Annotated in this window: 22 protein-coding genes; 8 read left to right on the top strand and 14 right to left on the bottom strand. The window is 73.8% G+C overall.

The window, feature by feature from the left end; genetic code table 11:
- Nucleotides 1-10 precede the first annotated feature (10 nt).
- Nucleotides 11-655: a dihydrofolate reductase family protein gene (locus tag H9623_RS05905; protein WP_193719130.1), complete on the bottom strand. Its 645-nt coding sequence runs from the start codon at nucleotides 653-655 to the stop codon at nucleotides 11-13.
- Between the two features lie 514 nt (nucleotides 656-1,169).
- Between H9623_RS05905 and H9623_RS05910 the strand changes: the two genes are divergently transcribed.
- Both H9623_RS05910 and H9623_RS05915 read left to right on the top strand, forming a co-directional pair.
- Nucleotides 1,170-2,096 (top strand): quinone oxidoreductase family protein, encoded by a 927-nt coding sequence (locus H9623_RS05910; RefSeq protein ID WP_193719131.1) that lies wholly within the window; start codon nucleotides 1,170-1,172, stop codon nucleotides 2,094-2,096.
- Nucleotides 2,097-2,143: 47 nt separating this feature from the next.
- The gene (locus H9623_RS05915; RefSeq protein WP_193719132.1) at nucleotides 2,144-2,575 is read left to right on the top strand and encodes an MmcQ/YjbR family DNA-binding protein; all 432 of its coding nucleotides are present in this window, start codon (nucleotides 2,144-2,146) and stop codon (nucleotides 2,573-2,575) included.
- Nucleotides 2,576-2,648: 73 nt separating this feature from the next.
- Here the strand turns inward: H9623_RS05915 and H9623_RS05920 are convergent, their stop codons facing one another.
- From H9623_RS05920 to H9623_RS05930, 3 genes are all read right to left on the bottom strand, one after another.
- Nucleotides 2,649-4,136 (bottom strand): dicarboxylate/amino acid:cation symporter, encoded by a 1,488-nt coding sequence (locus H9623_RS05920; protein WP_193719133.1) that lies wholly within the window; start codon nucleotides 4,134-4,136, stop codon nucleotides 2,649-2,651.
- 482 nt (nucleotides 4,137-4,618) lie between these two features.
- On the bottom strand, nucleotides 4,619-5,005 hold the full coding sequence (locus H9623_RS05925) for a hypothetical protein (RefSeq protein WP_193719134.1): 387 nt from the start codon (nucleotides 5,003-5,005) through the stop codon (nucleotides 4,619-4,621).
- A gap of 66 nt (nucleotides 5,006-5,071) precedes the next feature.
- Complete coding sequence (locus H9623_RS05930; RefSeq protein WP_321575302.1) at nucleotides 5,072-7,120, bottom strand: penicillin-binding transpeptidase domain-containing protein; 2,049 nt, start codon at nucleotides 7,118-7,120, stop codon at nucleotides 5,072-5,074.
- A gap of 273 nt (nucleotides 7,121-7,393) precedes the next feature.
- On the opposite strand from H9623_RS05930, the gene H9623_RS05935 reads away from it, so the two are divergent.
- Nucleotides 7,394-8,044, top strand: a complete 651-nt coding sequence (locus tag H9623_RS05935; RefSeq protein ID WP_193719135.1) for a TMEM175 family protein — start codon at nucleotides 7,394-7,396, stop codon at nucleotides 8,042-8,044.
- A gap of 39 nt (nucleotides 8,045-8,083) precedes the next feature.
- On the opposite strand, the gene H9623_RS05940 is transcribed toward H9623_RS05935, so the two are convergent.
- Nucleotides 8,084-9,295 (bottom strand): MalY/PatB family protein, encoded by a 1,212-nt coding sequence (locus H9623_RS05940; protein WP_193719136.1) that lies wholly within the window; start codon nucleotides 9,293-9,295, stop codon nucleotides 8,084-8,086.
- A gap of 113 nt (nucleotides 9,296-9,408) precedes the next feature.
- On the opposite strand from H9623_RS05940, the gene H9623_RS05945 reads away from it, so the two are divergent.
- Nucleotides 9,409-9,603 carry a hypothetical protein gene (locus H9623_RS05945; RefSeq protein WP_193719137.1) on the top strand — a complete coding sequence of 65 codons (195 nt, stop codon included), beginning with the start codon at nucleotides 9,409-9,411 and terminating at the stop codon, nucleotides 9,601-9,603.
- A gap of 13 nt (nucleotides 9,604-9,616) precedes the next feature.
- On the opposite strand, the gene H9623_RS05950 is transcribed toward H9623_RS05945, so the two are convergent.
- From H9623_RS05950 to H9623_RS05975, 6 genes are all read right to left on the bottom strand, one after another.
- On the bottom strand, nucleotides 9,617-10,453 hold the full coding sequence (locus H9623_RS05950) for a DedA family protein (RefSeq protein WP_193719138.1): 837 nt from the start codon (nucleotides 10,451-10,453) through the stop codon (nucleotides 9,617-9,619).
- Nucleotides 10,454-10,583: 130 nt separating this feature from the next.
- Nucleotides 10,584-12,239 carry a polyamine aminopropyltransferase gene (locus H9623_RS05955; protein ID WP_321575303.1) on the bottom strand — a complete coding sequence of 552 codons (1,656 nt, stop codon included), beginning with the start codon at nucleotides 12,237-12,239 and terminating at the stop codon, nucleotides 10,584-10,586.
- A gap of 8 nt (nucleotides 12,240-12,247) precedes the next feature.
- Complete coding sequence (locus H9623_RS05960) at nucleotides 12,248-12,469, bottom strand: DUF350 domain-containing protein (RefSeq protein ID WP_191790103.1); 222 nt, start codon at nucleotides 12,467-12,469, stop codon at nucleotides 12,248-12,250.
- Between the two features lie 56 nt (nucleotides 12,470-12,525).
- Nucleotides 12,526-13,263, bottom strand: coding sequence for a DUF4178 domain-containing protein (locus tag H9623_RS05965; protein WP_193719139.1), 738 nt, complete (start codon nucleotides 13,261-13,263; stop codon nucleotides 12,526-12,528).
- Nucleotides 13,263-13,619 carry an S-adenosylmethionine decarboxylase family protein gene (locus tag H9623_RS05970; protein WP_193719140.1) on the bottom strand — a complete coding sequence of 119 codons (357 nt, stop codon included), beginning with the start codon at nucleotides 13,617-13,619 and terminating at the stop codon, nucleotides 13,263-13,265. Before H9623_RS05970 ends, H9623_RS05965 begins: the two co-directional genes overlap by 1 nt.
- A gap of 114 nt (nucleotides 13,620-13,733) precedes the next feature.
- Nucleotides 13,734-14,894, bottom strand: a complete 1,161-nt coding sequence (locus H9623_RS05975; RefSeq protein ID WP_193719141.1) for a serine hydrolase domain-containing protein — start codon at nucleotides 14,892-14,894, stop codon at nucleotides 13,734-13,736.
- Nucleotides 14,895-14,989: 95 nt separating this feature from the next.
- On the opposite strand from H9623_RS05975, the gene H9623_RS05980 reads away from it, so the two are divergent.
- Nucleotides 14,990-15,403 (top strand): hypothetical protein, encoded by a 414-nt coding sequence (locus H9623_RS05980; protein WP_193719142.1) that lies wholly within the window; start codon nucleotides 14,990-14,992, stop codon nucleotides 15,401-15,403.
- Nucleotides 15,404-15,440: 37 nt separating this feature from the next.
- Complete coding sequence (locus H9623_RS05985; protein ID WP_321575304.1) at nucleotides 15,441-16,451, top strand: LLM class flavin-dependent oxidoreductase; 1,011 nt, start codon at nucleotides 15,441-15,443, stop codon at nucleotides 16,449-16,451.
- Nucleotides 16,452-16,500: 49 nt separating this feature from the next.
- Here the strand turns inward: H9623_RS05985 and H9623_RS05990 are convergent, their stop codons facing one another.
- Genes H9623_RS05990 through H9623_RS06000 form a run of 3 tightly spaced genes read right to left on the bottom strand, consistent with a single transcriptional unit; the run spans nucleotide 16,501 to nucleotide 18,313 of the window.
- The gene (locus tag H9623_RS05990; RefSeq protein ID WP_193719143.1) at nucleotides 16,501-16,902 is read right to left on the bottom strand and encodes a UBP-type zinc finger domain-containing protein; all 402 of its coding nucleotides are present in this window, start codon (nucleotides 16,900-16,902) and stop codon (nucleotides 16,501-16,503) included.
- Entirely contained in the window at nucleotides 16,899-17,588 is a 690-nt protein-coding gene (locus H9623_RS05995) for a hypothetical protein (RefSeq protein WP_321575305.1), read from the bottom strand. Before H9623_RS05995 ends, H9623_RS05990 begins: the two co-directional genes overlap by 4 nt.
- Nucleotides 17,585-18,313, bottom strand: coding sequence for a GDSL-type esterase/lipase family protein (locus H9623_RS06000; RefSeq protein ID WP_227748239.1), 729 nt, complete (start codon nucleotides 18,311-18,313; stop codon nucleotides 17,585-17,587). Before H9623_RS06000 ends, H9623_RS05995 begins: the two co-directional genes overlap by 4 nt.
- A 250-nt stretch (nucleotides 18,314-18,563) precedes the next feature.
- Between H9623_RS06000 and H9623_RS06005 the strand changes: the two genes are divergently transcribed.
- Both H9623_RS06005 and H9623_RS06010 read left to right on the top strand, forming a co-directional pair.
- Complete coding sequence (locus H9623_RS06005) at nucleotides 18,564-18,734, top strand: hypothetical protein (protein ID WP_193719144.1); 171 nt, start codon at nucleotides 18,564-18,566, stop codon at nucleotides 18,732-18,734.
- Between the two features lie 161 nt (nucleotides 18,735-18,895).
- A complete protein-coding gene (locus H9623_RS06010) occupies nucleotides 18,896-21,862 on the top strand; it encodes a helix-turn-helix transcriptional regulator (RefSeq protein ID WP_193719145.1) in 2,967 nt (988 codons plus the stop codon).
- The last annotated feature ends 39 nt before the right edge of the window (nucleotides 21,863-21,901 follow it).

Below are 21,901 nucleotides of genomic sequence, written 5' to 3' on the forward strand. Positions count from 1 at the left end.
GGGGAGGCGGTCAGCGCCGCCAGAACAGGTGGTGCACCACCCCGCTCGGGCTCGGGACGACGTCCAGGTGGAACCGGTCGAGCAGCTCGTCGGGCGACTCCCACAGACGGACGCCCGAGCCGAGCTCGAGCGGTGAGACCGCGACGTGCAGGGTGTCGATCAGGTCCGCGTCGAGGAACTGCCGGATCGTGGTGGCCCCGCCGCCGATCCGGACGTCGCGGCCCTGCGCGGCGTCCAGGGCGAGGTCCAGGACCGAGGCGGGGTCGCCGTCGACGAAATGGAACGTGGTGTCCGACAGCGTGAACGACGGGCGGACGTGATGGGTCATGACGAAGACCGGGGTGCGGAACGGCGGCTCGTCTCCCCACCAGCCCTGCCACTCGTGGTCCTGCCACGGCCCGCGCTGCGGGCCGAACTTGTTGCGCCCCATGATCTCCGCACCGATGCCGTGCGGGTAGTCGCGCGTCAGGTAGTCGTCGAGCCCCCGGCTGCCGCCGGGAGCGGTGCGCATGGGCCAGCTCGCGGTGGCCCCCGCCCAGGCGAACAGCCGTTGCGGGTCGACATGGCCGAACGGTCTGTCGAGGGTCTGGTCCTCGCCCGCTCCGATCCCGTCGCTCGAGACGTTGAAGTTCTGCACCTTCACGAGCTGGGTCATGTCGTCGTCCTCCTGCATCGGCGGCGTCGTCGGTGTCATGCGGTGTCATGCGGTGTCACGCGGTGTCGTCGGGGCTGGGACCTGCGCGGGGACCGAAACTCATCGCTGCGTGACGTCCGACACGCCGGGCGCCGCTCCTCGGGTGGCCTGGCTGCCCGACGGCGCCCCGCACCTCCGCGCCCGGCCCGCCCGCCCGTGGACGGGGGGCGCGCACTGCGGACCGAGGGCTGACGTCGGGTGACGGACGGGGCGTTTCGCGCGGGGTGGCGCGGCTCGCGGCCGCTGCGCGCCCCGCCCCTCGTCCTCCTGGCCCGGGCCGTCGCGGACCTCGTCCGCGGAGCACGTCCGCGCCCCGCGAGGGTTCCGGGGAGCGGTCCACGGGCGACGACCGGCCCAGGTCACGGTCCGACGACGCGCATGACAGGACTCGCCCGGGATGGAAGAGTGGAAAGCCGGTTTCGCGTGAACCGCACATCTTCCCCCCAGCGCCCCCGCATCTCGAAGAGGTAGACCCATGAGCACCGCGATCTTCTACGACCGTCACGGCGGGGTCGACGTCCTGCGTGCCGGCGACGAGCCCGTCCCGGCCCCCGGCGAGGGCGAGCTCGTCGTCGCGAACCGTGCGGTCGGGGTCAACCCGGCCGACGTGAAGAAGCTGGCCGGTCGGTTCGGCGGCGACGACGAGCTCCCGCAGGTGCTCGGGTTCGAGGCGGCGGGGGTCGTGGAGGCCGTCGGCGAGGGCGTCGACGGGTTCTCGGTGGGCGACGAGGTCGTGTGGAGCGGCACCGGCGCGCAGCGCGAGCGGTCGCTCGTCAAGGCCGCCAAGGCACGGCTCAAGCCCGCGAACGTGCCGTTCGACCAGGCTGCGGTGCTGCCCGTCGCGGCGTCCGCAGCGTTCTCCGCACTGGTCCAGGCCGGGGTCGGTGCCCAGGACGTGGTGCTGGTCCACGGCGCGTCGGGCGGCGTCGGGTCGGCCGCGGTGCAGATCGCGAGGGCGCTCGGTGCGCGCGTCGTCGGGACGGCGTCCGAGCGCAACCTGGACTACGTGCGGGACCTGGGCGCGACGCCCGTGGCCTACGGCCCCGGGCTCGTGGACGCGGTCCGTGCGCTGGCGGACGGGCTCGCGGACGTGACGGCCGTCGTCGACACGGTCGGGTCGGCGGAGACCGTCGGCCAGACGGTCGAGCTGCTGGGCGCCGTCGGGCTCGAGCGCGACGGCACGCCGCGCGCCGTGACCCTGGTCGAGTCCGAGGAGTCGCTCGCGGCCGGGATCGCGAGCAAGGTGTCCCAGAAGGGCGCGCTCGCCGAGGTGCTCGCGCTCGCCGAGGCCGGGCTCCTCACGGCGGAGATCTCGGCGCGCTTCCCGCTGGCCGAGGCCGCGCAGGCGGTCGAGCTGGTCGCGGGCGGGCACGTGCGCGGCAAGGTCGTCCTGGAGGTCTGACCCGCCCGGGCGGGTGCGCGTGGGCGGGGCGTGGTTCGCTGGGTGTCATGCCGTCCCGCCCCGCCCTGCCCGACGCCGCCGCCCACCTCGTCGAGGTGCGTCGCCTCGCGCTCGCGTTCCCGGGGACCGAGGAACGGGTCTCGCACGGCCGCGTGACGTTCCGCGCCCGGCTGCTCTTCGCGGTCTTCAGCGGCATGACCAAGGCGGCGCCCGGGACACCCCTGAGGCAGTACCCCGACTCGGTGCTCGTCAAGGTGGACCCGGCGGAGCTCACGGCGCTGTCCCAGGACCCGCGGTTCTACCTGCCGGCGTACTACGGCCCGGCGGGCTGGCTCGGGCTCGACCTCGCGGCGGCGCCGGTCGACTGGCAGGAGGTGGCCGAGCTGCTCGACATGTCCTACCGCGAGGTGGCCGGTCGCCGGCTCGTGGCCAGGCTCGACGCCGAGGGCTCGCCCGCGGAACGTCTCCCCGGACGCTGAGTGCGGAGCACGTGTCGTCGAGGCGATCGACGACACGTGCTCCGCACTCGGCGGGAGGGGCGGGGACGGTGGGTCAGCGCGCCCCGACCAGCTCCTCGTCCGCGCTCGGGGCCGACGGCTCGTCCGCCCCGGTCTCGTCGGCCGACTCGTCCTCGTCGTCCGTGAACAGGTCCTCGACGTTGACGCCCTCGTACTGCTCGAGGTCGAGCAGACCCTCGCGCTTGGCCACGACGGTCGGCACGAGCACCTGGCCCGCGACGTTGACCGCGGTGCGGCCCATGTCGAGGATCGGGTCGATCGCGAGCAGCAGGCCCACGCCCGCGAGGGGCAGGCCCAGCGTCGAGAGCGTGAGCGTCAGCATCACGATCGCGCCGGTCAGGCCCGCGGTCGCCGCGGATCCCACGACGGACACGAACGCGATGAGCAGGTAGTCCGTGAAGGACAGGTCGATCCCGAAGAGCTGGGCGATGAAGATCGCGGAGATCGCCGGGTAGATCGAGGCGCAACCGTCCATCTTGGTCGTCGCGGCGAGCGGCACCGCGAACGACGCGTACTCGCGCGGGACGCCCAGGTTCCGCTCGGTCACGCGCTGCGTGACGGGCAGGGTGCCGATCGAGGAGCGGGAGACGAACGCGAGCTGGATCGCGGGCCAGGCGCCCTTGAAGTAGCTCGTGATCTTCAGGCCGTTGGTCCGCAGGATCACGGGGTAGACGACGAACAGCACGAGCGCGAGGCCGATGTAGATCGCGGCGGCGAACGTCGCGAGCGGCGACAGGAGGTCCCAGCCGTAGGTCGCGACCGCGTACCCGATGAGGCCCAGGGTGCCCAGCGGCGCGAGGCGGATGATCCACCACAGGACGGTCTGGATGATCGAGAGCGCCGAGCGGTTGAACGCGAGGAACGGGTCGGCCTTCTTGCCCGACTTGAGCGCCGCGATGCCGACGACCAGCGCGATGACGACGATCTGCAGCACGTTGAACGAGATCGAGGTCGTGGCGCCCGTGACCGCGCCCTCTGCCGACTCGAGGCGGGTGCCCGCGCCGATGCCCAGGAAGTTGCTCGGGATGAACCCGTTGAGGAAGTCGAGCCACGAGCCCGACCGGCCGGGCTCGCTGCCGTCCGCGGTGGACAGCGTCGTGTTGGCGCCCGGCTGGAGCACGAGGCCCAGGCCGATGCCGATCACGACGGAGATCAGTGCCGTGATGGCGAACCACAGGATCGTCTGGCCCGCGAGACGCGCCGCGTTGGTGACGTTCCGCAGGTTCGCGATCGACGCGACGATCGCGGTGAACACGAGCGGCGGCACGATCGCCTTGAGCAGCGTCACGAACGACGAGCCGATCGTGTCGAGCGTCGTGGTCAGCCAGTTCGGGACCTCGTCGGGGGTGCCCGCGCCGGACGCGGGGCCCATCGACAGGGCGACCCAGCCGAGCAGGACGCCCAGGCCGAGGGCGACGAGGATCTGGACGGTGAAGGACGGGGCCTTGAGCCGGCGCCTGGTCTTCGGGGTCGGGGTCTCCGGCGCGGTGGTGGCCGCGGACTGCGAGGAGGAGGTGGGCACGGTTCTGCTTTCTCGTCGTGGGCACGTGGGGTGCCCAGGGATCGCGAGGGTCGCGAGGGGGAGGGAGCGCAGTCGTCCCGGCCCGGAGGGAGGGGCCCGACGCCGGAGCGCGCCGCCCGCGGGCGGCGCACCTGGGTCACGGCGCACGATGGCACGCCCCGCGGTGCGGGGGCGCGGCGGTGTGCCGACGTCAGGGGGTGGGGAGGACTGCTGGTGCGGGCCCGGGGGCCCGGCGTCTCAGTGGGTCAACAACAGAGCGCGCTGGCGACTCGTCGCAGATCGACGTCACGGCGCGCGGTGAAGGACCACCGGTTCAGCAAGGATTCGACTCCCGTTCGGGCCGGCCCGAGGACCGGCGGTGCAGGCGATCGTCGCCCACGGCTACCGATGGTAGCCGAGGAAGGAACATCGTCGGGCACGCGGTCTATTCCCCGGCGCCCTGCCCGACGGCTCTTCTGCCGGGGCCCGCGCCACGCCTCCTGTCAGGGAGCGTCGATGCGCAGCGGTGCGAGGTCCTCGGGGACCGGGGACCGGCCGGGGCCTCCGGCCCGGACCCAGCGGTGGAGCGAGTCGCTCGGCGCGTCGCCGGCCAACCGCTCGAACCAGACGGGTGCGTGCTCGGTACGGGCGGCCGGGGCGGGTCGAACGACGACCACGTCACCACGTTCGCACGCGTCGAGGCAGTCGACGAGTGTCAGTGCGGCGTCGCCGGTCGCGGCGACGGCCTCCACGCGGGCGAGCTGTCCGCCGGGGCGGGGGTCGGACGCGCCGAGGGTCTCGCCCGCGCACAGCCGGCACACCGTCAGGCCGGGGACGGTCCGCCGGGGGCGTCGGGTCGCCCGCTCCTCGCGGGCCGTCACGTCGCTCATGTCCTGGTTCCTCCGCCTCGGCACCGGATACCCCCGCGAGGTATCCAGTGCGTCAGCCTAGCGCCCTCACCCGTCCACCCCGGCGTCGGGGGCGTCGAGGAACGCCTTCATGAGCGGCCCGGCCGTGCCGGACCCGCTGTCGCCCGTCTCGACGAACACCGCGACCGCCAGGTCTCCCTGGATCGCGATCATCCACGCGTGCGCCAGGCTGCCGTCGCCGTACTGGGCGGTGCCGGTCTTCGCCCCCACCTCGCCGGGCAGGTCGAGGAGCAGCCGGGCGCTGCCGTCCGTGACGACCGAGCGCATGAGGCTGCGCAGCGTCCCGGCCTCCTCGGGCGTGAGCCCCGACGGCGCCGGGGCCTCGGCCGCGGCGGGCGTGACCTCGGGGCGGACCAGGACGGGCGAGACCCGCGAGCCCTGGGCCACGCTCGCCGCGAGCGTGGCCATGCCGAGCGGCGAGGCCTCGACCTTGCCCTGGCCGATCATCGACGCGGCGTGCTCGGTGCCCTCGGCCGAGGCCGGGACGGACCCGAAGTAGCCGGGCGCCCCGAGGGCCGACTCGACGCCCAGCCCGAGGTCCGCCGCGGCGTCGTGCAGCGCCTGCTGCGAGACGGCCTCGCGCTGCGCGATCATCGCGGTGTTGCACGAGTTGGCGAAGGCGGTCCGGAACGGCACCTCGCCGATCGCGGCCTGCGGGAACCCGGGGACGTTCTGGAACTCACGGCCGTCGACCGTGATGGTCGGCGTGCAGGACACGACCGTCTCCGGGGTCACGCCGGCGCGGAGCATCGCGAGCGTCGACGCGACCTTGAACGTGGACCCCGGGGCATACTTCCCGGTCGTGGCGGTCGACGTCCCGTCGCCCCCGGGGCCGCTCGCGGCGGCGAGCACGTCCCCGGTGGAGGGCTGGACCGCGACGATCGCGCTCGCCGACGGGACGCCGGCCAGCACGGCCTCGGCGGCGACCTGCATGTCGGTGCGCAGGGTCGTGGCGAGCGGTACGCCCGCGACGGGCTCGACCGCGAAGACGTCGGTCACGTCCTCGACCGGGTCGGGAGCACCGTCGAGGTCCAGGTCCTGCCCGGTGTCCTCCCCCGCGCTGCCGTCGGCGACGACGCTGATCGTGATCCCGGGCGTCCCGCGGAGCTGGACGTCGTACTGGCGCTGGAGCCCCGAGAGGCCGATCGTGTCCCCTGCGACGACCTGACCGCCGGACTCCTCGACGGCCTCGGCCGTCGCGTCGCCCACGCGCCCGAGGATGGGCCGGGCGAACGTGCGCGTCGGGGCGAGGTCGAGCTCGCCGTCGACGACCGACACGCCGTCGATCGCCCGGACGGCCGCGAGGTCGATGCCCGCGGTGTCGTCGGCGCGGACCACGATCGCCTCGACGAACGCCTTGTCCCCCGCTCCCGCGACCTTCTGCGCGTACGCCTCGACATCGATCCCGACGGCGGCACCCACGGCCCGCGCGACGGCGTCCTGCCGTGCGGGGTCGAGGTTCATCTTGTCGACGCCGATCCGGTGCACGGGGCGCGGCTCGACGATGGGGGCCCCGTCCGCTCCGAGGATCTGCGCGCGCTCGGCGCGGACGCGCGTGACGGCCAGCCGGTCGCCGTCCCGGAGGTCCGGCACGAGCACGTCCGGCTCCCACACGACGGCCCACTCCTGGGGTCCGTCGCCGTCCTGCGGGTCCTGGAGCACCAGGTCGACGGACGTCTCGTAGGCCCACGGCGTGGTGTCGGTGACGTCCCAGGTGTAGGCGAGGGTCGCCGTCGCACGCCTGCCCTCGTCGTCACCCTCGGTCGCGACCTCGACCCCTTCGAGCGTGACCGTGTGGTCGATCGCGGCGAGGGGCTCGAGCACCGCGTCCCGGTGGGCGGGGACGTCGATGTTCGCCTGCGAGAAGGCGACCCCGCCGAAGTCGCCGTCGGCGATCGCGGCCGCGAGCTCCTTCGCGGCCGCCTCGGGGCCGGGAGCCTCCTCGGTGCACGCCGTCAGGGTGAGGGCGAGCACCACCAGCGAGGTCGGTGCGGCCGCGAGCGCCCGCCGTGAACGCGTCGGGCGTCCGGGACGTCGCGCCCCGACGCGCCTGCCGACCTGTTGCGTGCGACCCACGTGCTTCCCCCTCGGTGCCCTGCGGCAGACGGTCCGCCGACGGCCGGCGGAAGAGTTGACCCGGGCGTCCTCGCCCGCCTGCGAGGCTAGCCCACGCCCGTGCGGGAGCGCGGCCACGGCTCGCGCATCTCCTCCGGACCGGCACACGTTCTCCGCCGGCGCGACCGGCGGCGCGACCGGCGGCGCGACCGGCGGCGCGACCGACGGCCGGACCTCCGCCGCGCCGGAACGTGTCGGCCTTCCTAGAGTGGAGGGGCACCGCAGGAGGCGCCCATGCCGACCATCCGCACGGACCGAGGGCTCGACCGCCTCGTCAACTTCACCGACGCCGCGGTCGCGATCGCGATCACGCTGCTCGTGCTGCCGTTGGTCGACCTCGTCACGGACGGGGAGGACCGCTCGGTCGCGTCCTTGTTCACGGACAGCGCCGGGACGTTCCTCGCGTTCGCGATCAGCTTCGTCGTGATCGCGAACTTCTGGGTGGGGCACCACCGGGTCTTCGAGCACCTGCGGGACTACTCGACCGCGATCCTCTGGGCCAACTTCCTGTGGCTCGCGAGCATCGTCCTCATCCCGTTCACGACCCAGCTCCTGGCCGACGAGGGCACCGACGACCCCGCGGTCAACGCCCTGTACATCGCCGTGATGATCGTGACGACCGGCAGCCTGGCGCTCGTCGAGTGGCTCGCGGTCCGCGACCCCGAGCTCCAGCGGGCCGAGGTCCGCGGCACGCTCGAGGTCCGGGGGGCGCTCGTCGCGATGCTCCTGCTGCTCCTGATCCTGGTGCTCGCGGTGGTCACGCCGGGGGTCGGGATGTTCTGGCTCTTCCTGCTCTTCCTGTCCGGCCCCCTGACCCGGCTCGCCGGGCGCCCCCGCCCCCCCCCCCCCCCCCACGGCGACGGCGGCGCCGACGAGGGCGGGTGAGGGGCGAGGGGTACGCGGGAGTGCGGGCGCGAGGCGCCGTCAGCCGTCCTGGGCCGCGGGGGCCGACCGTGCGGCCTCGCCCATGCGACGGACGGCCTCCGTCAGGATCTCCTGGCTGGTCGCCAGGTTCAGGCGCACGTGCCCGTCGCCGCCGGGCCCGAAGTGCCGGCCGTCGTTGAGGGCGACCTTGGCCCGGTCGAGGAAGAACCGGTAGGGGTCGTCCGCGACGGAGGACGCGTCGAGCCAGGCGAGGTAGGTGCCCGGCGCGGGCTGGTAGCGGACCTCCGGCAGGTGTTCCTCGAGGAGGTCTGCCAGCAGCAGCTTGTTGCGACGGACACCGCGCAGGACCGCGTCGAGCCAGGTCACCCCCTGCGTGAACGCGGCGGCGTGGGCGATCACGGAGACGTGACCGACGCCGTGGACCACTTCCTCGGGGATGCGTCGCAGGTCGTCGGCCGCCTCGGGACCGCCCACGGCGACGGCGGCCTTGAGGCCCGCGAGGTTCCACGCCTTGGAGGCGGAGAGGACCGCGATGGCGTCCTCGGCCCCTGCCACGGTCACGATGGGCGTGTACGCGACGCCGGGCGCCGTGAGGGGCGCGTGGATCTCGTCGGACACGATGCGCACGCCGTGGCGGCGCGCGAGCGCCGCGAGCCCTTCGAGCTCCTCGCGCGTGTGGACCGTGCCGGTCGGGTTGTGCGGGTTGCACAGCAGGTACACCGCGCGGCGACCGCTGCCCGGGCCGCTCCCGTTGAGCCGGGCGCCGGTCGCGTCGGCGAACGCCGCGTCGAGCGCGTCGAGGTCGAGGCGGAGGTCGGCCGTGAGCGGCGCGGTGACGATGCGACGCCCCTCGTTCTGCGTGAACCCGAAGAAGGGCGGGTAGACGGGGGTGCTGACCACGACCGCGTCGCCCGGCCCCGTGAGCACCTTGAGGATCTCCATGAGCCCGAGCATCACGTCGGGCACCATGCGCGTGGCGGCCGGGTCGAACGCCCAGTCCCAGCGTCGCTTCGCGAACGCGGCGAGCGCCTCGGCGTAGGTGTCGCCGTAGTCGTACCCGGTGTCCCCCGACCGCATCGCCTCGGTCACGGCCTCGACCACGGGCGGCGCGAGCTCGACGTCCATCTCGGCCACCCACAGGGGGAGCACGTCGGGCGCGTAGGCGCGCCACTTGAGGCTGGTCCGACGGCGGAGCGCGTCCGGGGTGAGGGCGTCGAGGGGGTTGTCGGTCGCGAAGGGGGAGGTCGTCACGGGATCGAGCCTACGACGCGAGCGTCGTGGCGGCCGGTGCCGGGCGGTCCCGCCGTGCTGACCGCCCGCCCGAGGGCCTCGCCGGTGACCGGTCGGACCGCTAGGTTGTCCGGATGGAACTCGTGTCGGGTCTGATCTTCTTGTACTACACCGTGGTCGCCGCCGTGGCCGTCCTCGTGATCTGGGCGCTGGTGCTCACGATCCGGCTCCTGCGGAGCGTGCTCGCCGAGCGTGGTGCCCGCGAGGTGGCGGCCCGCGTGTCGGCGCCGGCCCGCGGCCCGCTCGACGAGCAGCCGCTCGACCGGTAGGGCTCCGGACCCGTCAGTCGACCGAGGGCCTGGCCGACACCCCGGACCGCTCGAACACTCCCTTGGGCAGCGCGAGCGTCGTCGTGGGGGTCTTGGTCCGCTCGGTGGCACCCTCGCCGGGGGCCGGCTCGCCGTCGTCGGGCAGGGCGGGGCGGGCGCGACGACCGTGCGCCGGGGGTGCGCCCGCGAGCACCGTCCGGGCGACCCGATGGACCACGAACGCGACCACGGCGAGCGCCACGGCCCCGATCACGAACTTCTGCAGCACGCCCGCGTACTCCTCGACCAGGTGCCAGCTCTCGCCCAGCACGTACCCCGCGGCCACGAAGATGCTGTTCCAGATGAGGCTGCCCGCGGTCGTCAGGAGCACGAACTTGGGCAGCGGCATCCGGTCCACCCCGGCGGGCAGCGAGATGAGGCTGCGGAAGATCGGGATCATGCGGCCGAAGAACACCGCCATGCTGCCGTGCTTGTGGAACCAGGCCTCGGTGCGGTCGACGTCCTCGAGCTTGACGAGCGGCAGCCAGCCGATGATCCGGCGCGTGCGCTCGCGCCCGACCATCGCCCCCACGTAGTACAGCGCGATCGCGCCCACGAGCGACCCGATGGTCGTCGCGAGGATCGCGGCGAAGACGTTGAAGCTGCCGCGGCTCGCCGTGAAGCCCGCGAGCGGCAGGATGACCTCGCTCGGCAGCGGGGGGAACAGGTTCTCGAGCGCGATCGCGAGGCCCGCGCCGAACACGCCGAGCGTCTCCATGAGCGACACGGCCCAGCCCGCGACTCCCCCCAGGTCGGGATCGCTCGAGGCGGCCACGTTCACGAGGTCGACAGGGAGGTTCACGAAGGGCATGGAGCAGACACTATGCGCCCGAGGCCGGACATTTCGACCTCAGGTGGGTCTCCCCCGGGCACCTTCACGTGCTGTTCACGCGCCGCGCGACCGGTCTCCCGGAGCGCACCCGTCCGACGGGCTCCGGGCGTCAGTACCGCCAGCGGGACATGTCCTGCTGGTAGGTCCGGTAGACCACGGGCGACAGCAGCGTCGAGGGCTTCATGTCGACCTCGGGGCCGGGGTGGTCGCCCGCGAGCGTCGCGGTCGCCCGCAGGGAGTCGAGCGTGTGGAAGCGCAGCCCCACCGGGAGGGGCGTGGCGCCGAAGAGGCGCGCTCCGCCGTCGGGCAGGCCCACCGCTCCGTCCTCCCCCGGGGCCGGGGGGAGCGACAGCACGAAGCCCCACTCCCCGAACGAGGGGACGTTGACCGACAGCGGCACCACGGTCCGGCCCGGCGAGCCCGCGCGCACCGTCGCCGCGACCTGCCAGAACGCGTTCGGGGTGAAGTACGACGACGTCGCCTGCGTCGCGTACACGCCCCCGGGCCGCAGGTGGTTCGCGACCATGGCGTAGAACTCGGTCGAGTAGAGCTTGGCGATGCGCTCGTTCGACGGGTCGACGAGGTCGATCAGGACCGCGTCGAACGTCTCGTCCGTGCTGTCCACGAAGCGGAACGCATCGGTGTTGACGACCCGTACGCGCGGGTCGTCGAACGCGTGCTCGTTGAGGCCGCTCACGAGACGGTTGGTCCGTGCGAGCTCGGTCACCGCCGGGTCGAGGTCCACGACCGTGACCTCCCGGACGCCCGGGTAGCGCAGGACCTCGCGCGCGAGCAGCCCGTCCCCTCCCCCGAGGATCGCGACCGACGCGGGCGCCGCGACCGACGTGAGCGCCGCGTGCGCGAGGGTCTCGTGGTACCTCGCCTCGTCGAGCGAGGAGAACTGGAGCTGGTCGCTCAGGTAGAGCCGGACGTCGTCACCGAAGCTCGTGAGCACGAGCTTCTGGTAGGCCGTCGACTCGTAGTGGAGCACCGGGTCCTGGTAGAGGCGCGTGTTGATCGCGCCCTCGATCGCGCTCGACGCCGCGAAGCACACGACCAGGAACGTGACCGTCGCCCAGCTGAACCACGTCCAGCGCGTGCGACGGCCCATGCGCCGCAGCATGAACACCGCGACCAGCACGTTGAGCAGCGCGACCGCGTACGCGGTCCGCAGGAGCCCCAGGTACGGCAGCATGACGAACGGGAACAGCAGCGAGGCCGCGAGCGCCCCGAAGTAGTCGACGGCGAGGACCTTCGACAGCAGCCCGACCGACTCGTCGCGCCCGTGCTCCTTGAGCAGCGCCACGAGCAGCGGGATCTCGACACCGATCCCCACGCCCAGCGCGAGCGAGAGCAGCACGAAGACGAGCCAGTACACCTCGGTCAGGCTGAACGCCGCGTACAGGATGAGGACCGAGCTGCCGCCCAGCAGGGCGAGCGCGACCTCGTTGCGCACGAAGTTCAGGCCCGGGTTCGTGGCCAGGCGCGTCGCGAGCAGCGACCCGATCCCCATGCCGAACAGCGTGAGGCCCGTCGCGACGGAGAACGCGACGACCGAGTCGCCGAACAGGTAGGACGCGGCCGTGCCGAGGATCAGCTCGTAGATGATCCCGCCGACCGCGACGAGCAGCGCGGCCGCGAACACGGTCGGCCGGTCCATTGCGCGGCCGGGGTGCGGCACGTCGGACGTCCCGGGCGACGCCGACGACGACGGGCCCGACGGCGTCGCGCCCGCGGCGGCGGCCGCGCTCACGTCCTGGCTCACGTCCTGGCTCAGGAGAGGATCGTCCCCGCGATGATGATGCCGATCGCGACGGCGAGCCCGGCGATCATGATCCCGAACGCGGTGTTGTGCTCGTCGACCAGCTCGCGGTGCAGGTTGAGCTTGAAGAGGTAGTTGACGACGACGATCGTCAGGACCAGCAGGACGATGCCCAGCACCGAGTAGACGATCGTGGACAGGAAGGCGTCGAGGCGCAGCTCGGCGAGGCTCATGATGGCTCCAGGGTGTGGTGGGGGCGGACTCGGTGGGGTCGTGCGCGGGGCGCCGGCTACTTGCCGAGGCCTCCGCCACCGCCGCCGTAGACCGAACGGCGGTAGCAGGTGTCGTTCTCGGTCTGGACGGGGGCGCCGCTCGCGTCGTACCGCTGCTCGACCGTGCGGGGCGTGCAGTCGTCGTCACGGTCGTCGTCGCACGCGGAGAAGAGGCCGATGCCCGCGACCATGACGAGCACGAACGCGACGACGGGGTTGGCCTTGACCCGTCGCGGTGCGATCCGCCTGCCGAAGTGGGCCTTCTGGCCCGCGACGTCCAGGACCGTGCCCTGGTACAGGTCGATGACGCGGTCGTCGAACTTCTCGAGCGAGAGCACCGTGTCCTGGGTGCGCAGCTCGGCGTAGGCGACGCGCTGCCCCACGGTCAGGTCGTAGGTGAACGACCCGTCGAGCGACGCGATGGTCCCGACGCCGGCCTCCGAGACCTTGGCGCGGTGCTTCTTCCCGGCGACCGTGACGGTCACGATCTGCCCTGCGCGCATCCTCGTGGGGTCGAGGGCCTCCTCGGACTCGACGGGGCGGTAGAGCGTGACGTCCCGGGTGTGGTGGTCGTACTCGACCCAGAGGTCGAGGTTCTCGTACCCCAGGACCTCCCACTCCTCCCAGTGGTAGGTCACGCCGTCGGCGGGGTCCTTCTCGCCGTAGACGACGACGCCCTGCGGCAGCGAGCGCCACGGTGGCGCTCCGATCAGGTGCTTGCCGAGCGTCATGCGGGCCTTGGGCCGTGGCGCCATCAGAGGAGCGTCCGGACGCTCACGCCCGCGGCGGCGAAGGTCTCGCGCAGCAGGGCGCGCGTGTCCTCCTCGAACGTGCCCGACGACGGCGCCCGGCACGTCGTCAGGGTCAGGTAGGCGGTGCCGTCCTCGGGCCACGTGTGGACCGCGAGGTGGGACTCGGCCAGGAGGGTCGCCATGCTGAAGCCCTGGGGGGCGAAGCGGTGCGACGTCTCGCCCAGCGGGGTCAGGCCCGCGCGGTCGACGACCCGGGAGATGCAGGTGCGGACGGTCTTCTCGTCGTCGAGGAGCGCGGGGTCGCCGCCGGAGACGTCGAAGACGTAGACGAGGTTGCGGTTGACCGGGTCGGTCGGCACGTGTTCTCCCTGGGCAGCGGCTGGCGGCGTCACCGTAGCGGATGCCCGATGTTCCGGAAAAATGGCGACCTTCCGGTGGACGCCGAGCGAGCCGGGACCTGGACGCCGTGCGCGCTAGGCCCCGGTGATCAGCGCGTCGAGGCGCTTGATCGGGTCCCAGGCGCCGTCCTCGCTGTTGCACACGACCGCGACCGTGGTCCCCGGTCCGCCGTCCCGCCCCGGGTAGTGCCGCACGATCGCGCTCGACCCGGTGTTGATCCCGTCCTTGGACAGGGACCGGACGCTCCCGTCCGCGGTCACCTCGATCTCGAGGCCGAACGCGAAGTGCACGGCCGCGGCCTCCCCCGGCCCCGCGCCCTCGATCTCGTGGTGCAGGGCCTGCGGGGTCAGGAACGCGGACGTGAGGTCGGGCGGCAGCAGCTCGCCCGCGCGCACGGCGTCGAGGAACCGGACGAGGTCCGCCGCGGTCGTGTGCGCGCCGCCGTCGGGCGACCCGATGGGCGGGTAGCTGTAGATGTTCTGCCGCCAGCCCACGATCCCGGGTGCACCGCGCTCGCCCGGGCGAGCGGCGCCGTCGGGCGTGGCCTCCGCCGGGACGGCGGACGCGTCCGCGCGGACGGGCTCCCAGCCCTCCGCGACGTCCGGCACGGCCTCACGCATGTCGAAGAAGCCCGACGACGTCATGCCCGCGCGCGCGAAGACGTGCTCGCGGACGTAGTCGCGGTAGGTGAGGCCCGTGGCGTGCTCGAGGGCCAGTCCTGCCAGGACGTAGCCCACGTTGCAGTAGCGGCACCCCTCGCCCACAGGGAACGTCGGGGTCTTGTGGACGAACTGCGGCAGGAAGTCCGCGGTCTGCGTGACCGCGTAGCTCGGCTTCTCGACCCACAGGGCCTCGTAGGACTCGCCCGCCTCCTCGTCGGCGTCGTCCGCGATGCCCGAGGTGTGCGAGAGGAGGTGGCGCAACGTGACCTCGCGCGGGATCCGGGTGCCGTCGAGGTCGACGTGGTCGTGGATCGAGGCGTCCAGGTCGAGGGTCCCCGCGGCGACCTGCTGGAGGACCGCGACCGACGTGAAGAGCTTGGTCACCGAGGCGACGTCGAAGCGCGTCGAGGCCTTGACGGGGACGCCCCAGCGCCGCGAGGCCACGCCGTAGGCGCCCTCGAAGAGGGTCCCGCCGTCCTGGGACACGAGCACGACGCCCGAGAGCTCGTCCCGCGCGGCGGCCTGCCGCAGGTGGTCGTCGAGCGCGGCGAAGGCTTCTGCTGCAGGGGTCATGCCCTCGACGGTAGGCCCGCCGGGTCGGGGCAGGCCAGGGAAAAGCCGTCGCGTCGCCCGGGCGCGGCGGCCGTCCGCACGCCTAGGGTGGGGCCGTGCGCCCACGCCTCGTCGCCGCCCTCGTCACCGCCGTCGGTGGGCTCGGCGCCGCCTGCGCGGCCCCGGGTCCCGACGACGCCCCCACCCCCACCGCGCCCCTGGGGCCGGCCGCGGTCTACCGCACCGTCGGGACGGGCGGCGACGCCGCGCTGCTCGAGGGCGTCGTGAGGATCGTCGACGGCTGTCTCTACGTCGACGGGCAGGAAGGGACGGGGCGGTACTTCCCCTACTTCCCCGTGACCGACACCGCGTGGGAGGACGACACCCTGGTCTGGGACGGCGGGCGGTACGTCGACGGCGACCCGATCTCGCTCGGTGGCGGGGAGATCGGTCCGGGTGGCCTGACCGACGCCGTCGCCCCGGCCGGGTGCGACGACTCGCAGGGCTGGATCGTGGCCCAGCGACGATGACCCCTGTCTTCCCCCACCGATTCGAAGGAGAACCACCGTGCCCCGTCCCCGCCTCGGCGTGATCGTCCCGCGCGACCTGCCGATCGCCGACCTGCTGCCGTTCGCGCTGCGTGCCGAGGAGATCGGCCTCGACGAGATCTGGGTGGTCGAGGACTGCTTCTTCCGGGGCGGGATCGCGCAGGCCGCGACGATCCTGGCCCGGACGCAGGCGATCCGCGTGGGCATCGGGATCCTGCCGGCCGCTGTCCGCAGCCCGGCCATGACCGCGCTCGAGGCGGGGACGCTCGCCGAGCTCCACCCCGGGAGGCTGCTGCTGGGGATCGGGCACGGGATGCCCGGGTGGATGCGGCAGATCGGCGTGTGGCCCAAGAGCCCGCTGACCCTGCTCGAGGAGACCACGGGCGCGGTCCGTGCCCTCCTGCACGGCGAGCGTCTCAGCGTCGACGGACGCTACGTACAGCTCGACGACGTCTCTCTGCACAGCCCCCCGCCCGTGGCGCCGCCCGTCCTCAACGGGGTGCGCGGGCCCAGGTCCTTGGAGGTCGCGGGCCGCGTCGCCGACGGCACGATCCTCGACATGCCCGTGACCCCCGAGTACCTGGCGACGGTCCGCGAGGCCGTCGGACGAGGCCGGGCCGCGGCGGGGGCGAGCGCCCCGCCCGAGCACACGCTCGTCGCGTTCAGCCTCGCCGTGGTGCACGACGACGTCGCGGCAGCCCGCGAGATCGTCCGGCCCGCACTGGCCACGTTCGGCGCCGCGGACTGGACCGCGCAGATCGACCCGCTCCCGTTCGCGGCCGCGTTCCGGGAGCTGCGCGACGTGAGCGCGACCCCCGAGGCCTTCGCCCGCGCGATGCCCGACGAGTGGATCGACCAGCTCGCGATCGTCGGGCCCCCCGACGTCGTCCGGGCGCGGATGTCCGCGCTCGAGGCGAACGGGGTCAGCAGCGTGGTGGTCGTTCCCACGAGCCCCGACCCGGACCGGCCCGACGACCCGTTCGCGGCGCTCGACGCGCTCGCCCGCGTCGTGCTCCCCGCTGCGCGATGAGCCGATGCCCCGTCCCGCGGGGGACGGGGCCGGGCCGGTCGCGATGACGTCAGGCCCGGCTCGCCCGCGCCGTCCTCAGTGGATGAGCTCTCGCCAGTTCTCGGGGGACCCGCTGCGCGGGACCGGGCGTCGTCTGGTCCTCGGGGTGCGCGATCGGCGGCGCGAGGTCCGGCCCCTCGAACGACTGCTCCGAGACGTAGTCCCAGTACCAGTCCTCGCCCGGCTCGTAGGTGCGCATGAGCCGGTGGCCGGTCTCCCGGAAGTGCGCCGTGGCGTGCTGGGAGGGCGACGTGTCGCAGCACCCCACGTGCCCGCACTGCGCGCACCTGCGCAGATGCACCCACCAGCCCTCGGACACCTCGCACTCGGCGCAGCCGGGACCGCTCGGCGGCACCGCCAGGTCGAGGGACTCCTCGAGGCCGGGGGCGCCGCCGTCGTCGGCCGCCGTCAAACCTGTGCCCCGACGCTCCGCACGACCGGCTCCCAGTCCGCCGGGTCGAGCGGCTCGGCCGGCTCGGCAGCGGCCCAGCCGCGGGCTGCCTCGATCGTCGACGAGAGCAGCTCGTGGAGCGCGTCGTCGGCGTCCCGGGAACCGGCCTCCGAGATCCCCTGGACCGCGGCGGCGACGATGCTCGGGGCAGCGTCACGGGCGAACCGGGCCGGGCGCAGGCGCGAGCCCTTGCAGAACGACTCGGCCCAGGCCGCGGTCCGCGGCACCTTGTCCAGTGCCTCCTGCGACGCCGGGGTGCGGGTGCCGGGCTCGCGCCCCTCGAGCTGGTCGAGCATGCGCTCGCCCGCGATGATCGCGACCGCGAGGACGTCCTGCCGGTCGCTCGGCGACACGGGCAGCGCCGTCTGCGCGGCGCGCAGCGAGATCCACACGCTCCAGCGCGGGTCGTCGGACCGCAGCCCGATCACGGACGGGATGAGGATCGCCAGGCGCGGCCGGGCTGCATCGCTCGTGAGGTCGTTGACCGCCCGCGCGAGCATCGCGACGAGCGGGTGCGTGCACTGGGGATGATCGCTCCAGCGCTCGCCGGCCAGGTACGACGCGAGCTCCATGAAGCACGCGCCCTTCTTCGGGTTGCGGTGCTTGCCGCGTCCTAGCATGGGTAGCACGTCGTACGTCGATGTCACGAGGGCACCTCCATCAAGGGGTCCGGTCCATTCCAGTCTGCGACCGGCACCCCAGGTTGGCAACGGGTGGGACGCCGACCGTCCGCAGGCCCGGGCCGGGCCGGTGGCGGGGCGTCGCGGAACCGCTCGTCCAGCCACGCGAGGAAGGGCTCGACGACGACCGCCGCCAGCACCTCGTAGCCCGCCGCACCGGGGTGGTACCCGTCGCCGTCCCGCACCTCGTGGCGCCAGACCTGGCTCCGCACGGTGGCCGAGAACGTGTCGACGAACGGGACGCCCCGTCGCTCCGCCGCCTCCCGCAACGCCTCGCTCGTGCCGAGCAGGCGCAGGTTCTGCGCGTCGTCGTCGACCGCGGGCGGGCCGACGAGCAGGACCGACGCCGCGCCGGCCGCCTCGCACGACCGGTCGAACGCACCGACGGTCCCGGAGGGCGTCACGCGCACCCGTCCCTCCACCAGGACCGTGTCGTTGACCCCGAACGACAGCACCACCCCGGAGCGCACCCCGGACGGCAACCGTGGCGCCAGCTCGCGCGCCAGCCGGTCGCCGACGTCCACGGACGTGTCCCCCCGGACGCCCAGGTTGTACGCCGTCAGGCGATGCCCACGCGCGACCGCGGCCGCCGTGACGCGCCCGACCCACCCCAGGGCCGTCGGGTCACCGGTCCCCGCGACGAACGAGTCCCCCACGAAGCACGTCCGGACGTCCGGCCCTGGCATCGACATGTCGCCGATCGTAGGGCTGTCCCGCACCGCACGCAGGGCCCGCCCGTCGTCCCTCCCCGGGGCCCGTCGCCGGGCGGCTTCACCCCTAAGGCGCCTCAGACCATCTCAGGCGGGATACGCCGTCGGGCCTGAGGTGGTGGAGGCCCAGAAACTACCCGCTCGACCGATGCACGACCGGCCCGCTCAGCACGAGAGTGAGGATCACAGCGGGCACCAGGTCCGCGACGACGACGCGACAGCGAGGACGACCATGAACGAGACGTACGTGCTGGGGTTCGAGGCCGAGATGGCCTACCGCCAGCAGCAGCTCAGCAGCGAGTTCGACCACCACGAGGGCGTCCTGATGCACTGGATCCGGAGCCACCGCATGGGGCACAGGACCCGCAGTCCCCACGCGCGCAGCACCGGTCAGAGCGGATGACCGGACCCTCCTCCGGTCGGGTGAGCCGAGGACGCACACCGCCCTCGGCACCACCTGGACCCCGGTTCCCGGCCGGACCGGAGGAGGGGTTCGTCACACCGGGCGGCGAGTATCAGGAAACTTCGTGGCAGGCGTCACACCCCGCTGCGAGGATGGGCACCATGCCGCGCCCCTCCCAGGCCCACTTCGTCGCACGACAGCACCAGCTCGACGTGATCGCCGCAGCGGTGGGCCGCGCCGCGGCCGGGCAGCCCGGCGCGATCCTCCTCGGCGCCGACGCCGGGGTCGGCAAGTCACGCCTCCTGGTCCGGGCCGGCGAGCTCGCGCGCGACATGGGCGCGACCGTCGTCGTGAGCCACTGCGTGGACCTCGGCGACGTCGGCCTGCCCTACCTCCCCTTCACCGAGGCCCTCTCCGAGCTCCGCTCCACGCACGAGGTCGTCGACCAGACCGTCGACGCCCGGCCCGCCCTGGGGCGGCTCCTCGACGCCGGGCCCTCGGCCCTCGACGGCAACGGCGAGGACCAGGCCGGCCGGCTCCAGCTCTTCGAGAGCATCACCGCCGCGCTCACGGCCCCCGGGCGTCCCGGCGCCCCGCTCGTCCTCGTCATCGAGGACCTCCACTGGGCCGACGCGTCCACCCGCGACGTCCTGCGCTTCCTCGTCGCCCGTCTGCGCGCCGACCACCTGCTCGTCGTCGCGAGCTACCGCACCGACGACCTCCACCGCCGGCACCCGTTGCGCCCCGTGCTCGCCGAGCTCCGGCGGCACCCGCGCGTCGACCACCTCGCCCTGGCCCCGTTCACCCCGGCCGAGCTCAAGCAGTTCACCGCCGCGGTCGCGGGGCGGTCGCTGCCCAAGAACGACTTCGAGCGGGTCATGAAGCGCTCGGAGGGCAACGCGTACTTCGCGGAGGAGCTCGTCGAGGCCGGGCCGCAGGCCGACGCGCTGCCCTGGTCGCTCGCCGACGTCCTGCACGCGCGACTCGAACAGCTCGAGCCCGACGTCCAGCAGCTCGCCCGCATCGCCTCGCTCGCCGGGCGGGTCGTCGCCGAGCCGCTGCTGCGAGCCGTCGTCGGGCAGGACCTCGGCGTCTTCTCCCTCGGTGGGCTGCGGGCGCCGGGCGCACCGCTGATCCGCGCGGCCTCCGACCAGATGTTCGACGCGACGCTCCGGGAGGCCGTGGCCCACCACGTGCTCACGGTCGAGGGCGGCAAGATCGCGTTCCGCCACGCCCTGCTGGCCGAGGCCATCGCGGCCGACCTCCTGCCCGGCGAGCAGGTCGCGCTGCACCGCGCGTACCTGGCCGCCCTCACCGAGGACCCGTCGCTGGGCTCCCCCGCGCAGCGCGCCCACCACGCGCTGTCCGCGCACGAGACGACGACGGCGCTCGTCGCCTCCCGCGAGGCCGCGCGCCGGGCAGGCAGGGTGCTCGCACCCGCCGAGGAGCTCCGGCACCTCGAACAGGTCCTCCGGCTGTGGGACGCCGTCCCGCAGGCGGCCGAGCTGCTGGGCGAGGACCGCGTCGACGTCGCCGTCGCGGCGGCCGCCGCCGCGAGCCGCGCGGGCGAGCCGGACCGCGCGGTCGCGATCGCGCGCAAGCTCGTCGAGCTCACGGCGGACGACCCGTTGCGCCAGGCGTCGCTGCGCCACGTGCTGTCCCTGCACCTCCTGGGCACCGAGCAGGTCGAGGAGGTCATCGAGCACACGGCCGCGGCGCTCGCGGTGCTGCCCGCCGAGCCTCCCTCGCGCGACCGCGCCTGGACCCTCGCGACCCGTGCCCGCGCCGCGATGAACCTCGACCGTGCGGAGATGGACGTCGTCGCGCGGGAGACCGCGGAAGAGGCCATCACGGTCGCCCGGGCGATCGACGCCCCCGACGTCGAGGCCGACGCCCTCACGACGCTCGCGGGGCTGGAGGTCGACGACGCGGACCGCGCGGCCGGCCTCCTCGCGAACGCGCGCGAGCGCGCCCAGGCCGCGGGCGACCTCCTCACGGAGATGCGCTGCTGGTACAACATCGCGGCCAACCGCTACTACTCGGGCGACCTGGCCCAGGCCCTCGTCGAGGCGCACACGGGGCTCGAGCACGCGGTCGCGGCCGGGCTCGGCTGGAACGGCTACGGGGTCGAGCTCCGCCTCTTCAGCGAGCTCGTCCGCTATGCCACGGGCGACCTCCGCCCGCCCCCCGCGTCGCCCGACCAGATGCCCCCCAGCGCGGTCGCCGCGCTCTCGGCCGCGCAGCTCTACGCGGCCGTCGCGCGCGGGGACCAGGACGTGGTCGAGCGCGCTCGCGCCCTGCGGCCGGAATGGCGGCGCGACGGGCAGATCGCCCTCATCGCGGGCGGTTGCATGGTCGACGCCCTGGTCTGGTCGGCACACCGCGACGAGGCGCTGACCTACGCGCAGGAGCTCATCGTCTACCTGGGCCGCACCTGGAGCGACTACTTCCTGGGCCGGATCTGGATCTCGGCGCTCGCACTGACCGCCCTGGCCGACGCAACGGAGGAGCGACGCCTCGTCGGCGCGGACGTCGGGGACCTGGTCGCCCAGGGCGACGCGCTGCTCGCCGAGGCCGAGACCACCGCGCTGCGGGGGCGACCGCGGGGCGGACCGCTCGGCCCGGAGGGCGTCGCGTGGCTCGTGCGCGCCCGTGCCGAGCACAGCCGCCTCACGGGCACCAACGACCCGTCGCTCTGGGAAGAGGCCACGAACGCCTTCGACTACGGGTACCGCTACGAGGTCGCCCGCTCCCGGTGGCGCTGGGCGCAGTCGCTGCTCGCCGTCGGCGACCGCGACGGGGCGGCGGCCCAGGCGGGCGAGGCGCTCGAGGAGGCCGACGACATGGGGGCCGCGCCGCTCATGGCCGCCCTGCGGGACCTCGCGCGCCGCGGACGCCTCGATCTGCCAGGCCTGCGCCGCGGTGCGACGACGGTCCTGACCGACCGCGAGGAGGAGGTCCTGGTGCTCGTCGCGCAGGGCCTGACGAACCGGCAGGTCGGCGAACGCCTGTTCATCAGCGGCAAGACCGTGAGCGTCCACGTCTCGAACGTCCTGGCCAAGCTGCACGCGTCGGGACGCACCGAGGCCGTCTCGATCGCGCACCAGCGAGGGCTCATCGAGATCTGACGGCGAGGCGGCCCGCCGAGGGGCTGCCACACCCAGGAG

It is taken from the genome of Oerskovia douganii, assembly GCF_015142735.1.
Lineage (GTDB): Bacteria > Actinomycetota > Actinomycetes > Actinomycetales > Cellulomonadaceae > Oerskovia > Oerskovia douganii.